The 13,135-nt window shown below is 67.9% G+C and carries 15 protein-coding genes; 8 read left to right on the forward strand and 7 right to left on the reverse strand.

The window, feature by feature from the left end:
- Positions 1-196: 196 nt before the first annotated feature.
- A complete protein-coding gene (locus PV766_RS04400) occupies positions 197-610 on the forward strand; it encodes a DNA-binding protein (protein WP_421096493.1) in 414 nt (137 codons plus the stop codon).
- Positions 611-679: 69 nt separating this feature from the next.
- Here PV766_RS04400 and PV766_RS04405 read toward each other — a convergent pair whose 3' ends face one another.
- Both PV766_RS04405 and PV766_RS04410 read right to left on the reverse strand, forming a co-directional pair.
- Complete coding sequence (locus PV766_RS04405; protein WP_421096494.1) at positions 680-1,723, reverse strand: MaoC family dehydratase; 1,044 nt, start codon at positions 1,721-1,723, stop codon at positions 680-682.
- Positions 1,724-1,728: 5 nt separating this feature from the next.
- Positions 1,729-2,580: an HpcH/HpaI aldolase/citrate lyase family protein gene (locus PV766_RS04410; RefSeq protein WP_421096495.1), complete on the reverse strand. Its 852-nt coding sequence runs from the start codon at positions 2,578-2,580 to the stop codon at positions 1,729-1,731.
- 240 nt (positions 2,581-2,820) lie between these two features.
- Between PV766_RS04410 and PV766_RS04415 the strand changes: the two genes are divergently transcribed.
- From PV766_RS04415 to PV766_RS04425, 3 genes are read left to right on the forward strand one after another with little or no spacing between them, the layout of a single operon-like run.
- Positions 2,821-3,972 (forward strand): acyl-CoA dehydrogenase family protein, encoded by a 1,152-nt coding sequence (locus PV766_RS04415; protein WP_421096496.1) that lies wholly within the window; start codon positions 2,821-2,823, stop codon positions 3,970-3,972.
- Between the two features lie 26 nt (positions 3,973-3,998).
- Positions 3,999-4,745 (forward strand): GntR family transcriptional regulator, encoded by a 747-nt coding sequence (locus PV766_RS04420; RefSeq protein WP_129975655.1) that lies wholly within the window; start codon positions 3,999-4,001, stop codon positions 4,743-4,745.
- A gap of 28 nt (positions 4,746-4,773) precedes the next feature.
- Positions 4,774-5,226, forward strand: a complete 453-nt coding sequence (locus tag PV766_RS04425) for a MaoC family dehydratase (RefSeq protein WP_421096497.1) — start codon at positions 4,774-4,776, stop codon at positions 5,224-5,226.
- A 3-nt stretch (positions 5,227-5,229) separates the two neighbouring features.
- Here PV766_RS04425 and PV766_RS04430 read toward each other — a convergent pair whose 3' ends face one another.
- From PV766_RS04430 to PV766_RS04445, 4 genes are all read right to left on the reverse strand, one after another.
- Complete coding sequence (locus PV766_RS04430; protein ID WP_421096498.1) at positions 5,230-6,339, reverse strand: PQQ-dependent sugar dehydrogenase; 1,110 nt, start codon at positions 6,337-6,339, stop codon at positions 5,230-5,232.
- A gap of 56 nt (positions 6,340-6,395) precedes the next feature.
- Positions 6,396-6,833, reverse strand: a complete 438-nt coding sequence (locus PV766_RS04435) for a MaoC/PaaZ C-terminal domain-containing protein (protein WP_129975659.1) — start codon at positions 6,831-6,833, stop codon at positions 6,396-6,398.
- Positions 6,830-7,276, reverse strand: a complete 447-nt coding sequence (locus tag PV766_RS04440; protein ID WP_255161752.1) for an FAS1-like dehydratase domain-containing protein — start codon at positions 7,274-7,276, stop codon at positions 6,830-6,832. Before PV766_RS04440 ends, PV766_RS04435 begins: the two co-directional genes overlap by 4 nt.
- Before the next feature lie 83 nt (positions 7,277-7,359).
- Positions 7,360-8,421, reverse strand: coding sequence for a D-TA family PLP-dependent enzyme (locus PV766_RS04445; protein WP_129975663.1), 1,062 nt, complete (start codon positions 8,419-8,421; stop codon positions 7,360-7,362).
- A 72-nt stretch (positions 8,422-8,493) separates the two neighbouring features.
- Here PV766_RS04445 and PV766_RS04450 point away from each other — a divergent pair, with 72 nt between their 5' ends.
- The 4 genes from PV766_RS04450 to PV766_RS04465 are packed head-to-tail and all read left to right on the forward strand — an operon-like array spanning position 8,494 to position 12,316.
- Positions 8,494-10,338 carry an N-acyl-D-amino-acid deacylase family protein gene (locus PV766_RS04450; RefSeq protein WP_421096499.1) on the forward strand — a complete coding sequence of 615 codons (1,845 nt, stop codon included), beginning with the start codon at positions 8,494-8,496 and terminating at the stop codon, positions 10,336-10,338.
- Complete coding sequence (locus PV766_RS04455; RefSeq protein WP_129975667.1) at positions 10,335-10,976, forward strand: TetR/AcrR family transcriptional regulator; 642 nt, start codon at positions 10,335-10,337, stop codon at positions 10,974-10,976. Before PV766_RS04450 ends, PV766_RS04455 begins: the two co-directional genes overlap by 4 nt.
- The gene (locus PV766_RS04460) at positions 10,963-11,838 is read left to right on the forward strand and encodes an alpha/beta fold hydrolase (protein WP_371053806.1); all 876 of its coding nucleotides are present in this window, start codon (positions 10,963-10,965) and stop codon (positions 11,836-11,838) included. The genes PV766_RS04455 and PV766_RS04460 overlap by 14 nt, the downstream gene beginning before the upstream one ends.
- Positions 11,839-11,842: 4 nt before the next feature.
- Positions 11,843-12,316: a nitroreductase family deazaflavin-dependent oxidoreductase gene (locus PV766_RS04465; RefSeq protein WP_129975671.1), complete on the forward strand. Its 474-nt coding sequence runs from the start codon at positions 11,843-11,845 to the stop codon at positions 12,314-12,316.
- Between the two features lie 7 nt (positions 12,317-12,323).
- On the opposite strand, the gene PV766_RS04470 is transcribed toward PV766_RS04465, so the two are convergent.
- A complete protein-coding gene (locus PV766_RS04470) occupies positions 12,324-13,094 on the reverse strand; it encodes an ABC transporter permease (protein ID WP_421096658.1) in 771 nt (256 codons plus the stop codon).
- Positions 13,095-13,135: the final 41 nt, after the last annotated feature.

Genomic DNA, 13,135 nt, shown 5'->3' on the forward strand with positions numbered 1-13,135 from the left:
GCGCGTTTGCCGGTGCGGGTCCGTCCAACAGGGATGTCGATCATTGGTGTGTTCCGATCCCCACGCTGGTTGCCAGGTGTCTCACGAACATCCTGACAACCAGCGAATTGCTGTGGCGGATGGTCGAAGTCGTAGCGGATCGGGCATGTGTGAACAATTTGTTGACAACAGATTGTTCACACGTCATCCTGGGATCATGTCCGAGGAAGGTTTCATCCCGCCCGATCCGAGTCGCGAACGCGCCCACCGTGAGTACGCGGGGCTGTTCCGGATCGCCGAACGGCACGGCAGCACTCCCGAGCAACGGGCACGGCAGTCGCACCCCGAGATGCTCGACCCGCTCGGCGCCATCCGTCTCGTCGCTGCACTGGCGGGCGGCGTGCACAGTCCCGGTCCCGACGAACCCGACGTCGACGATGCCGACGTCGTCGCCGCGCTGGGCCTCGTCCCCAAGGCGCGCGCCGAGATGGACCAACTCGAGGCGCTGATCCTCCGCATCGCGCGCGAGCGTGGGATGACCTGGCAGGAGATTGCGTTCGGCCTCGGCCTGGGAAGCATTCAGGCTGCCCGGCAGCGCTACGAGCGCCTCGTCAAACGCGTCGACGCGTAACGACGACACCGACGTGGTGTGCGATTTCCCGGAAGATTTCGCGCACGACGTCGGTCTCGACTGGGGCCGTCAGGCCATGAGTGCGGTGAACCGCCAATCCAGGACCGGTGCCGGTTCGGCACCGCCGCGGTCACCATTCGCGGCACCGCCGCGGTCGCCATTCGCGGCACCGCCGCGGTGCGCGTAGACGAGCGACCGCAGGTTCAACACGCCACCACCCTCGGCGAGGGGTTCGGCGGATTCGACGTGCAGGTCGCTGGTGAGGGTGTCGCCCTCCTGTACCGGCCCGGTGTGGTCGCACGACTTCCAGCCCAACACCGTCACGAGATTCGGCAGGGCGCGGGTCGCCTGGGAGAACGCCAGTCCTATGGTGTGTCCGCCGTACACGAGACGACCCGACGCGCCGACCCGCTCGTCGTGGTGCGTTGCCGCGATGTTGAGGCTCAGGCGCGCGAGTTCCGGTGCGCTCGAGACGACGTCGCCGCTGGACTGCAGCACCGCGCCGGCGAGGGCCTTGTCGAAGTGCTCGCCCGGCACCTTCGACCGGTAGACGCCCAGATCCCAGTCGGCGGGTGCCGACCACTGCGGCTCGTCCTGGGGTCCGATGGCCGACAGATCGTCGGAGTACACGACGCGGTCGGGGTCGGGATTCTCGCTCAGCGGCAGCATCGCGCAGCGGTAGAAGTCGAGGACGGTGTTGCCGTCCTGGTCGACGGTGTTCATGCGCAGCGCCGCAAGACCGGTGGGCTTCCGGCCGGGCTTCGCCGAATTCTCCTTCAGGCCCACGACTTCCGTGGTCGTGTAGAGGGTGTCGCCGATGTGGGGGAAGCGATGGAAACGCAGGCCGCGGTAGAAGAGATTGGCCTTGACGTGGTGCGTGACGAGCGTGGACTGGCCGATCGCGATGTCGGTGACGAAGCCGGCATGGGCGACCGGTCCGCCCGCGACGGCAGCGGACAGGTGCTTGTCGAGCGGAAGGCGCAGGCGGTCACCGAGAATGCTCTGGTGCGCGGCGGCGAGACCGTCGGTGAGTGTCACGGCGGGGGCGGTGTCGAAGACCTGTCCGACGGTCAGTTCGTCGAAACAGGGTCCGCCGACGTACGAAGTGGTCATGGTTGTCAGGCTCCGATCTTCGACAGGGTGCGGCGGGCGGCGACGGCGACGGCCTCGTCGAGCATCCGGCCGTCGAGCCGAGCGGCTCCGGCGCCGCGGTTCTCGGCTTCCTCGAGTGCGGCGAGGACCTTGCGGGCGGCGTCGACCTGATCGTCGGTGGGGGTGAAGGCCGCTGCGGCGGAGGTGATCTGCGCCGGATGAATGACCCACTTGCCGTCGAATCCGAGATCGGCGACCCACTGCGCCGAACGACGGAAGGCGTCGTCGTCGGCGATGCCGAGGAACGGTCCGTCGATGGCCTGGACGCCGGCGGCCCGCGCGGCGTGCAACACGCGGTCCTGCACGTACAGCCAGTGCTCGGGCGCGGCGGTACGGGCGCGGCCCAGGGAGGCGCCGAGGTCGGCGTAGCCGATGATCACGCCGGTTACCCGGGGTCCGGCGACGATCTCGTCGATGCGCTGGACGCCGGCGGGTGTCTCGATGAGGGCCTGCACCGGGACGGCCGAATCGGTCCCGAGGATGCGGTCGGCCTCGGCGAGATCGTCGGCGCTCTCGATCTTGGGGATCACGATCGAGGAGAGGGCGTCGCCGAGCGCGGCGCAGGCGCGCAGATCGTCCTCGAACCAGGGGGTGCCGCGACCGTTGACGCGGACGGAGACGGTGCGCGCGGCACCGTGTTCGCGGACCAGTGGAGCCACGAGTTCGCGGGCGGCGTCCTTCTGTGCGGTGGTGACGGCGTCCTCGAGGTCGAGGACGACCTCGTCTGCGGCGGAGGCGAGGGCCTTACCGGCTTTGCGTTCGTCGGAGCCGGGGGCGACGAGAACGGCGCGCCGGCGGAGGTGTTGCTCGGAAGACACGGGGACCTCGGGGAAGTTCGGTCGGCAATGACGGCGCTAAATGTACGGCCATTGTTGATGACATGCCACCCCTCGGGAGGGTGTGGTCATAGGAAGGTGCAGTCGTTCGTATCACCGAAAACTCTGCAATCACGGCGTCGAATGGCGGTGTTCGCGTTGACAACACCGGAACCTCGTCCACAAAATGGCCGTACAAAGTTTCCCGGGTCCGCGTGGCCCGTCCCCAGCGAAGGATCGCCCGTGAGCTACCTGAACGACGAAGAGACCTTTCTGGTCGAGACAGTCCGCGACTTCATCGACCGGGAGGTCAAGCCGTCGGTGCAGGAGGTCGAGCACGCAGGCGAGTACCCCGAGAAGTGGATCGAACAGATGAAGCAGATCGGCATCTACGGGCTCGCCGTGCCGGAGGAATACGGCGGATCACCGGTGTCGATGCCCTGCTACGTGCAGGTCACCGAGGAACTCGCCCGGGGCTGGATGTCGCTGTCGGGTGCGATGGGCGGACACACCGTCGTCGCGAAACTGCTGACGCTGTTCGGTACCGAGGAACAGAAGCGCAAGTACCTGCCCCGGCTCGCCACCGGCGAGATCCGCGCGACGATGGCGCTCACGGAGCCCGGCGGCGGTTCGGACCTGCAGGCGATGACCACCACCGCCAAGCGGGACGGCGACGAACTGGTGATCAACGGTGCGAAGACGTGGATCACCAATGCGCGTCGCTCGGGGCTGATCGCGTTGCTGTGCAAGACCGACCCGACCGCGCAGCCGCGCCACAAGGGTATCTCCGTCGTGCTCGTCGAGCACGGTCCGGGATTGATCGTCTCGCGCGATTTGCCCAAGCTCGGCTACAAGGGCGTCGAATCGTGCGAGTTGAGCTTCGACAACTACCGCATCTCCGCCGACGCGATCCTCGGTGGTGAGCCCGGCAGGGGCTTCGCGCACATGATGAAGGGTCTCGAGACCGGCCGCCTGCAGGTCGCCTCACGGGCACTCGGTGTCGCGACCGCCGCGTTCGAGGATTCGCTCGCCTACGCGCAGCAGCGCGAGAGCTTCGGCCGGCCCATCTGGAAGCACCAGTCCATCGGCAACTACCTGGCGGAGATGGCCACCAAGCTCACCGCGGCCCGGCAGCTGGCGCGCTACGCGGCGGAGAAGTACGACAGCGGTGAGCGGTGCGACATGGAGGCCGGCATGGCCAAGCTGTACTGCTCGGAGATCGCGATGGAGATCGCCCTGAACGCGGTGCGTATCCACGGCGGTTACGGCTACTCCACCGAGTACGACGTCGAGCGTTACTTCCGCGACGCACCGCTGATGATCGTCGGTGAGGGCACCAACGAGATCCAGCGCAATGTCATCGCGAGCCAGCTCGTAGCACGCGGCGGACTGTGACGACCGGCCGCTAGGATCGGTCCGTCATGGACTACAAGGTGCGGGAAACGGAACCGGCCTACGCGCAACTCGCGCGCCTGCTCCGGGAGGCCGTGGAGGCGGGACGGTACAGCGACGGCACTCGGCTGCCCACGGAAGCCGAACTCGCCGAGGAACACGGGGTGAGCCGGCAGACGGTGCGCCGCGCCTTCCAGGATCTCGTCGCCGACGGCATCGTCTACCGCGTGCCCGGACGCGGCACCTTCGCGAACGAGTCGGGCCGGCGCTATCGGCGCCAGCTCGGCTCGATCGAGGATCTGCTCGCTCTGTCGGCCGATACGGTCATGCAGATCGTCTCGCCGTTGCGGCGCGGGGTCGACATCGATGCGGCGAGCCGGCTCCGCCTCGACACCGACGTGCTGTACACCGCGGTGTTCAAGCGTCTGCACGACGGAACCCCGTTCGTCCTCACCACCGTTCATCTGCCCGAGCACGTCGCGGCACATGTGCTCGATTCGCCCGAGCTGCAAGCGGGCGCGTCGAGCCGGAACACGATGATCGGCCTGCTCGAACCCCATCTCGACAGTCCCATCGTCGAAGCCGCACAGTCCATCACGGTCGCCCTCGCCACCGAACAGGTGGCGACGGAATTGAACTGTGCCGTGGGGCATCCGCTGCTGCGCGTCGACCGGTTGTACTCGGACGACGCCGGAGCCCTCACCGAGCTGTCGGTGAGTTACTTTCTGCCCGAGCACTACACCTACCGCGTCACCCTCCGGCGAGCCGGTCTCTGATCGTCGCCGCAACCACACAGGAGCAACCATGCGGGTCATCAACGGAATCGACGAGGTCGAGAAGGCCGTCGGTGAACACCTCGGCTACAGCGACTGGCTCGAGATCGACCAGAAGCGGATCGACCTGTTCGCCGAGGCCACCGGCGACCACCAGTGGATCCACGTCGATCCGGAGCGTGCCGAGGACGGCCCGTACGGCAGGACCATCGCCCACGGCTACCTGACCCTGTCGCTGCTGCCGGTCCTCGGCACCCAGATCTTCTCGCTCGAAGGGCTGAAGATGAAGGTCAACTACGGCAGCAACAAGGTTCGTTATCCCGCGCCGGTCCCCGTCGGTTCGCGGATTCGTGCCGGTGCGGAGTTCACGTCGCTCGAGCGCACCACCAAGGGCGCGAACCTCGTGGTCGGATACACCATCGAGATCGAGGGAGGGGAGCGTCCGGCGCTGGTCGCCGAGACGGTGGTCGTTCTCGTTCCCTGATCGTCAGGGAATGTCGATCCGGAGGATGCGATCGTCGTCGTCGGCCGGGCTGCCGCGACCGTCCCGGTTGGACGTCGTCAGCCACAGAGAACCGTCCGGCGCGGCGACGACGGTCCGCAGCCTCCCGTATTCACCGCGGAGAAGGCTGGTGACGGTCTCTGCCCCGTCGTCTCCGACGCCGATCCGCCACAACCGTTCTCCCCGCAGACCCGCCATCCACAGACTGCCGTCGAACCACGCCAGCCCGGACGGGGATGCTTCCGAGACCGGCCAAGTGAGTACCGGGTCGACGAATTCGTCGGAGCCACCCGTTCCCTCGATCTCGGGCCAGCCGTAGTTCGCTCCGGCCGTCACGAGATTCAACTCGTCGACGTCGTTCTGCCCGAACTCCGACGCCCACAACCGTCCCCGGTCGTCGAACGCGAGTCCCTGCACGTTGCGGTGGCCGAGCGAGTACACCGGCGACGCCGGATCGGGGTTGCCGGGTGCCGGCTCGCCGTCGCCGGTGATGCGAAGAATCTTGCCGCCCAGCGATTCCGGATCCTGGGCGAGTTCGCGCTCGCCCGCTTCGCCGGTGGCGACGTACAGCATCCCGTCGGGGCCGAAGATCATCCGCCCGCCGTCGTGGATCCGGCCGGCCGGGATGCCGTCGAGGATCACCTCCGGTTCCGCGAGGGCGGTGCCGTCGAAGGTGGTGCGCAGTACCCGGTTGTCGCTGTCTGTGGTGACATACAGGTACACGAATCGGTCGTTGCCGAAGGCCGGGGAGACCGCGATCCCCAGCAGTCCCGATTCGCCCTGTGCGAGCGTGTCGTCGATGCGGCCCACCTCGCGGGTCGCGCCCTCGCTGATCTCGACGATCCGGCCGGTGTTGCGCTCGGTCACCAGTGCAGAACCACCGGGAAGAAAAGCAACTCCCCACGGAGTGTCGAGACCGGACGCGACGGTGCCGGTCACGCGCGGAGTACCCGTCCCGGGCGTCGAGGGCTCGGTGACGGTACGGCTCACCCGGGCGGTGCCCTCGTCGACGGACGGACTCGACGGGGACGCGCATGCCCCGAGATGCACGGCTGTTGCTGCGGCGACCAAGCTCGCGAGAAGTGTCCGTGGCATGGGTCGATCCTCTCTTGCCGAGGTCCGTTCCGCCGGCGAATTCCCGGTGCTCGGCGTCAGGACGAGAACGTGAGCCGGACCTGGGTCCTGCCGAGCACCCGCCTGTCGTCGACGGATACCGTGATATCGATGCGTGCGGTGCGCTCCGCCTCGTCGAGGTGGCCGACCTTCGCAGACACCGACAGGACGGCACCGTGCATCGGGTCGACCACCACGGGGCGCGTGAACCGTGTCTCGTAGGAGACGACCGCGGTGGGATCCCCGAGCCACTCCGTGACGGTCTGCAGGGCGAGGGCTGCGGTGAGCATTCCCTGACAGAGCACGCCGGGGAGCCCCTCACCGGCAGCGACGGCGTCGTCGTAGTGGATCGGGTTGAAGTCGCCCGAGGCTCCGGCGTAGCGAACCAGGTCGTTGCGGGTCACCGTCAGCTCGGTCTTCGCGATGATCGCACCGGCCTCGAGCTCGTCGAATCGTCGTGCGGTGCCGAGTGTCATGCGTCGTCTCCTCGGTGAAGCAATGTCGAAGTGACCACCGCGACCGGATCGCCCGTATGGTCCCGGATCTCGCAGACCGTGGACAGGATGTGGCTGCCGGCGCGTTCGGTGACCTCCGTGATGGTGAGCGTCGTGGTGAGATCGTCGCCGGCCACGATCGGGCGCCGGTGCTCGACCTTCTCCGATCCGTGCACCACCCGGTGCAGCTCGAGACCGGTACCCGGCGACTCCAGAAGCTGCGTCACCGAAGGGCTCTGGACGACGGTGGTGAAGGTCGTGGGAGCCACGACATCGGTGAAGCCGGCGGCTCGGGCTGCCTCCGGGTCGAGATGAATCGGATGCGTCGATCGGACGGCGCGGGCGAATTCCCGGATCTTCTCCCGGCCGACGAGATAGGACGTCGGCGGAAAAATGCGTCCGGCGAGGTCGGCGTTCAGCGGCATCAACGCAGCCTAACGGCGTGCGAGGCGGATCGGTGTCGTGTTCGTGACCTACACGAGGTGATCGTGTGGGGACCGCCCCGGAATCACGTGTTGCACCCTCGTGCCGCGACCTTCCATCGCTCGACCACCGTGCCACCGGAGACCGTGATCAACTCGTCCGCGAGATTGACGGCATTGCACACGTGATTGGGAATCACCTGCACCCTCTGCCCGAGATCAGGGCGGGTGGACGGGTTCGGCCACTGCACCGTCGCGTGATGCTCCGACAACGCGGTGATCCGGGCCTCGGGCTCGCCGAGGATGCGTCCGTACCCGGTGGCCCAGGCGGCCCGATCGGCGCCGAGCACCTTCGAACCCGCATCGAGGACGACGATCTCGTCGCGAGCCGAGACGACGGTGGCAAGGACGGTCAGCGCGATGTCCGTTTCGCTCACCGCCCCGAGTTCGAGTTGCTGCGCATCACCGAAGACGTACACGCCGGGGCGCAATTCGGTTGCGACCGTGGGTACCTCGAGTAGCGCCGTAGGGGAGGAGCCACCGCTGATCACGGACGGCTCGATTCCGGCAGCGCGGAGCGACGCGGCGGCGGTTGCCAGTGCGCCGGCCTCCTCCCGGGCGGCGCTGCCCGGCGCGTCGGGTGCGTACGAGTGGCCGGGGAAGGTGAAGACACCGCGTACGTCGAGACCCGCCTCGTGAGCCGCCTGTGCCACGGTTCCGGTCTGCTCGGGCAGCACGCCCGTGCGGTGGTGACCGCTGTCGATCTCGATCAGTACCCCGATCGTCGTGCCGGCGTGTTCTACGAGCTGCCGGGCGCCGGTCTCGGAGTCGATCCCGACGGTGAGCCGCACCCGACCGGCCAGCGCGTGCAAGCGGGCACCGCGAGCCGCGTCGACCCACAGCGGATACGCGACGAACAGATCGTCGAAACCCGCATCTGCGAAGACTTCGGCCTCGGAGACGGTCGCGACGGTCAGGCCGCGGGCTCCGGCATCGAGTTGGCGACGCGCGATCTCGACGCACTTGTGCGTCTTCGCATGCGGTCGCAGCGACAGGCCCCTGGCGCGGGCGGATTCGGCCATGCGCGCGAGGTTGCGATCGAGGATGTCGCGGTCGACGAGCAGTGTCGGAGTGGTGTCGAGATCCATGGCCGAACCGTAGACGTTCGGGACCGGACATTTGGAGAGTGCACGACCTCTTTTTCGTGTTACCCTCCCCCCATGAGTGGTGTGGGTCACAATCCTGGGGATTTCGACGTCATCGTCCGGGGTGGTCTCTGGTTCGACGGGACGGGTGCGCCGGGCATCATCCGTAACCTCGGCATCCGCGACGGTGTCGTCGTCACCGCGACTCCCGACGACCTGCAGGCCGGACCGGACACCGAGGTGATCGACGCGCACGGACGCTGGGTGATGCCCGGCTTCGTCGACACCCACACCCACTACGACGCCGAAGTGCTCGTGGGTCCGGGCTTGCCCGAATCGGTGCGGCACGGTGTCACGACCGTGCTCATGGGCAACTGCTCGATCTCGACGGTGTTCGTGCCGCCGGTCGACGCCGCCGACCTGTTCAGCCGCGTCGAAGCGCTCCCGCGCGAGCACGTCCTCTCGGCACTCGAGAAGTCCCGGACCTGGAGGACGCCCCGCGAGTACATCGAGGCGCTGAACACGTTGCCGCTCGGGCCGAACGTGACCGCCTTCGTCGGGCATTCGGATATCCGGGCGTCGGTGATGGGACTCGGGCGCTCCACGGAGGCGGCGAACCGGCCGACCCGCGCCGAACTCGCCGACATCGACGCGCGGGTCGAGGACGCCCTCGACGCGGGCTTCCTCGGCGTGTCCACGATGACGAACCCGTGGGACAAGATGGACGGCGACCGCTACCGTTCGCGCACCCTGCCGTCGACCCATGCGTCGTGGTCGGAATTCCGCCGCCTGCACAAGATTCTGCGTCGGCGCGGTCGCACCCTGCAGGCCGTGCCGAACCTGAACACCAAGTACGACGTCGCCTTCTTCGCCCTCGCCAGCACCGGCGTCGGACGCAAGCCGATGAAAACGTCGGTGCTCGCAGCGGCCGATACCAAGGCCGAACGGTGGGTCAACCGCATCTTCGGGCCGATCGCGTTCGCGGCCAACCGGATCGGCAAGGGTGCCTTCCGCTGGCAGCACCTGCCCACGACCTTCGAGGTGTACTCCGACGGTATCGACCTCGTCGTCTTCGAGGAGTTCGGATCGGGCCGTGCCGCACTGCATCTGCAGGACGAACTCGCCCGCAACGACCTGCTGAGCGACGAGGCCTACCGTCGCTGGTTCCGGCAGGACTTCGAGAAGAAGTTCTCACCCCGGGTGTGGCACCGCGACTTCGACGACACCCGGATCGTCGAATGCCCCGACGCCTCGCTCGTCGGCCGGTCGATCGGCGACGTCGCGCGCGAGAGGAGACTGCACCCGGTCGACACCTTCCTCGACCTCGTCGTCGAGTACGGACGGAAGTTCCGGTGGCACACCGTGATCGCCAACGACCGCGCGAAAGTTGCGGACCGGCTCATCCGTACGCCCGGTGTCACGGTCGGATTCTCGGATGCCGGCGCCCACCTGCGGAACATGGCCTTCTACAACTTCGCGATCTGCCTGCTCCGCCGCGTCCACGACGCGGAGAAGAAGGGCGTCCACGACGCCGGGAAGAAGGGCAGGCCGTTCCTGACGCTGCCCGAGGCCGTCCGCAAACTCACCGGCGAACTGGGCGACTTCTACGGAATCGACGCCGGTTACCTGCGGGTGGGGGATCGTGCCGACTTCGTCGTCGTCGATCCTGCCGGACTGAACGCCGACGTCGATGCCTATCACGAGTCGCCGCTCGCGGAGTTCGGCGGAATCCGTCGCATGGTCAACCGCAACGATCGCGCGGTGGCGGCGACGGCGGTCGCCGGCCGGGTGGTCTTCCGTGACGGCAGGTTCGTGCCCGGTTACGGACGCACCGTCGGCACCGGCCGGTTCCTGCGCGCAGGGGTGGAAGAGCGGGGACCCGCGCCGATCCGCACCCCGGCGGGCGAGCCCGTCGCGTGAGTGCACCCGCCGTACGCCGTACCCAGCAGGAGCGCAGGGAGCAGACGATCGGTCGCATCCTCGACGCGACCATCGCCTCTCTCGCCGAGCTCGGCTACACCGCGACCACGATCGGCGAGGTGTGCCGGCGCTCGGGGGTGTCGTCCGGTGGGGTGTTCCGGCATTTCCCGACCCGGCTGGACCTGATGATCGCGGCGGCCGACGCCGTCCGGGAACGACAGTTCGCGAACTTCCAGGCGGGACTCGCGGCGCTCGGTGACGAGCGGGCGGACGCCGTCGAATCGGTGCGGGTGTGCCTCGAACTGCTGCGCACCGCGTGCCGGGCACCGATGAACGCCGCCTGGTACGAACTGCTCGGTGCTGCACGCACCGATGCGGCGCTGCGCGACCACCTGGCACCGATGGCGGAGCGATACCACGCCCAGATCGTGGATTTCGGCAGGTCGCTGCCGGTCGCGGCACGGTTCCCGTCCGACGTCTTCGACACCCTCCTGCTCTCGCTCGTCCACATGTTCGACGGCGAGGCACTCGCGTCGACGGTGCATCCGCAGCCGGAACTCGAGGAGCGACGGATCGACCTCGTGGCCCGAATGTTGACGCTCGTCACATCTGACATAGGTTCGGATGATGAGCACTAATGGATCTGCTCCCCGGTGGTTCGTCGACGCCCTCGCTGCGCCCGTCGAGACGGGGAAGGTCGAGGTAGCCGGTGCGGCCATCGCCTACCGGGCGTGGGGCGAATCCGGCCGGGAAGGCGTCGTGCTGGTGCACGGCGGTATGGCGCATTCGGGATGGTGGGACCATATCGGCCCGCAGCTCGCGGCCGGTCGGCGCGTCGTCGCACTCGACCTGAGCGGTCACGGCGACAGCGACCACCGCGAGCACTACACCCTGGAAGCGTGGACCGAGGAGGTCCTCGCGGCGGCCGAAGCCGGCGGGATCAGCGGCCCGCCGGTCCTGATCGGCCACAGCATGGGTGGGATCGTGTCGTTCGCGGCCTCGCACCTGTACGGCGACAGGCTCACGGGCGTGGTGATCATCGACTCGCCGATCCGCGACATGACGCCCGAGGAACTCGAGATGCGTGCGAAGGCCGTCGCGAGCGCGAGGCCGCCGAAGGTGTACGCCGCGGTGGAGGACGCCGTCGCGAGGTTCCGTCTCGTGCCGCCGCAGGACGACGCCGAACCCTACGTGCTCGAGCACATCGCCCGCGGGGCACTGAAGCAGGTGGACGGGGGCTGGTCGTGGAAATTCGACAATCTCCGGATGGGCCGCGAGGGACGCCGTAGCCTCGAGGTGATGAACCCGGGATGTGCTGTCGCCTACTTCCGTTGCGAACGCGGCATCATCGACGATGCGCTCTACGGGCGGATCGTCGACAATCTGGGCCCGGATGCACTTCTGATCGATCTTCCGGCCTCGGGGCACCATCCGATGATCGATCAACCGCTCGCCGTCGTCGCTGCAGCACGCACGCTGCTGGGATCCTGGGGGAGATAGCCGCATGAATCTGCTCCGACCGGTCGCTGTCCGTATCGGAGCGTTGCCGTGGTTGCCACGGTATTCACGGCCGATCATCGGGGTGGACAAGACCATCCAGCGCGTCACCCGCGGCAGGGTGACACTGCTCGCGATCGCGGGATTGCCGTCTCTCGTCCTCACCGTGAAAGGCCGCAAGACCGGCGAACCGCGTTCCACCCCCCTGTTGTGTGTGCCGCACGAGGAGAAATGGCTCGTGGTGGGGTCGAACTGGGGGCACCCGAAAGCGCCGGCCTGGGCGGTCAACCTGCGCGCGGCCGACCGGGCCGAGGTGCTGTACGACGGGCACGAACATGCGGTGTCGGTGCGGGTCGCGGAAGGTGAGGAACGCGAGCGGCTGTGGCAGGTGCTGCTGCGGACGTGGCCGAACTACGCGCTGTACGCGAAGCGCACCGACCGGGTGCTCCCCGTGTTCGTTCTGACGCCGTTCGGATCCTGATCCGGGATCAGAAGGGGCGGTCGGCTTCCTCCACGCTCACCGGTCTGCGCCGTTCGCGCAACAGGTGCCGCGCCGCCCAGTCGAGCCAGAAACCGAGGAAACCGATCACGACGATCACGGCCATGACCTGGTCGTAGGCGAGCTGGTCGCGGGCGTTGAGGATCTGATAGCCCAGACCGGAACGCACACCGAGCATCTCGGCGGGGACGAGCACGACCCAGGCGATGCCGAGACCGACCCGCAGACCGGTCTGCACTTGCGCGCGGATGGCGGGCAGCACGACGGTGGTGAGCAGTTCGAGACGCGTCGCGCCGAACGAGCGGGCGACCATCGGATAACCCTGGTCGATGCCGTGCACGCCGGCCGCCGTGTTGATGACGATCGGCCAGATCGCCGCGGCGGCGATGAGGAAGAAGACCGGCTGGTGCCCGATACCGAACAGCGCCACCGCGATCGGCGCCCAGGACAGCGGCGAGATCATCCGCAGGAACTGCATGATGGGCATCGTTGCGCGCTCGACCAGCGGGTTGAGTCCCATCAACAGCCCGAGCGGAATGCCGAGCGTGGCGGCGATCAGCAGACCCACCAGCAGGCGCCACAGGCTCGCGAGAGCGTCGGGCAGCAGGACACCGCGCGCGAGCAGATCCACGATCGCCGGGAAGACGTACTGCGGGGCGAACTCCCGCACGAGCGAATCCGGTGCGACGAGCACCGTCGTGACGAACCACCACAGAGCGACGGCGATGACGATGGCGACGGCCTGGGGGACGAACGGCAACCGCCGGGCGGTGCGGGCGGCTTCCGGCGCCGTGCGGGTCG

It is taken from the genome of Rhodococcus sp. As11 (assembly GCF_048957735.1).
Taxonomy (GTDB): Bacteria; Actinomycetota; Actinomycetes; order Mycobacteriales; family Mycobacteriaceae; genus Rhodococcus; species Rhodococcus gordoniae.

What these genes read in the sequence shown, in the direction of transcription:
- PV766_RS04400 (WP_421096493.1), top strand. Translation starts at nt 197, where the DNA reads ATGTCCGAGGAAGGTTTCATCCCGCCCGATCCGAGTCGCGAACGCGCC.
- PV766_RS04405 (WP_421096494.1), bottom strand. Translation starts at nt 1,723, where the DNA reads ATGACCACTTCGTACGTCGGCGGACCCTGTTTCGACGAACTGACCGTC.
- PV766_RS04420 (WP_129975655.1), top strand. Translation starts at nt 3,999, where the DNA reads ATGGACTACAAGGTGCGGGAAACGGAACCGGCCTACGCGCAACTCGCG.
- PV766_RS04425 (WP_421096497.1), top strand. Translation starts at nt 4,774, where the DNA reads ATGCGGGTCATCAACGGAATCGACGAGGTCGAGAAGGCCGTCGGTGAA.
- PV766_RS04430 (WP_421096498.1), bottom strand. Translation starts at nt 6,339, where the DNA reads ATGCCACGGACACTTCTCGCGAGCTTGGTCGCCGCAGCAACAGCCGTG.
- PV766_RS04435 (WP_129975659.1), bottom strand. Translation starts at nt 6,833, where the DNA reads ATGACACTCGGCACCGCACGACGATTCGACGAGCTCGAGGCCGGTGCG.
- PV766_RS04440 (WP_255161752.1), bottom strand. Translation starts at nt 7,276, where the DNA reads ATGCCGCTGAACGCCGACCTCGCCGGACGCATTTTTCCGCCGACGTCC.
- PV766_RS04445 (WP_129975663.1), bottom strand. Translation starts at nt 8,421, where the DNA reads ATGGATCTCGACACCACTCCGACACTGCTCGTCGACCGCGACATCCTC.
- PV766_RS04450 (WP_421096499.1), top strand. Translation starts at nt 8,494, where the DNA reads ATGAGTGGTGTGGGTCACAATCCTGGGGATTTCGACGTCATCGTCCGG.
- PV766_RS04460 (WP_371053806.1), top strand. Translation starts at nt 10,963, where the DNA reads ATGATGAGCACTAATGGATCTGCTCCCCGGTGGTTCGTCGACGCCCTC.
- PV766_RS04465 (WP_129975671.1), top strand. Translation starts at nt 11,843, where the DNA reads ATGAATCTGCTCCGACCGGTCGCTGTCCGTATCGGAGCGTTGCCGTGG.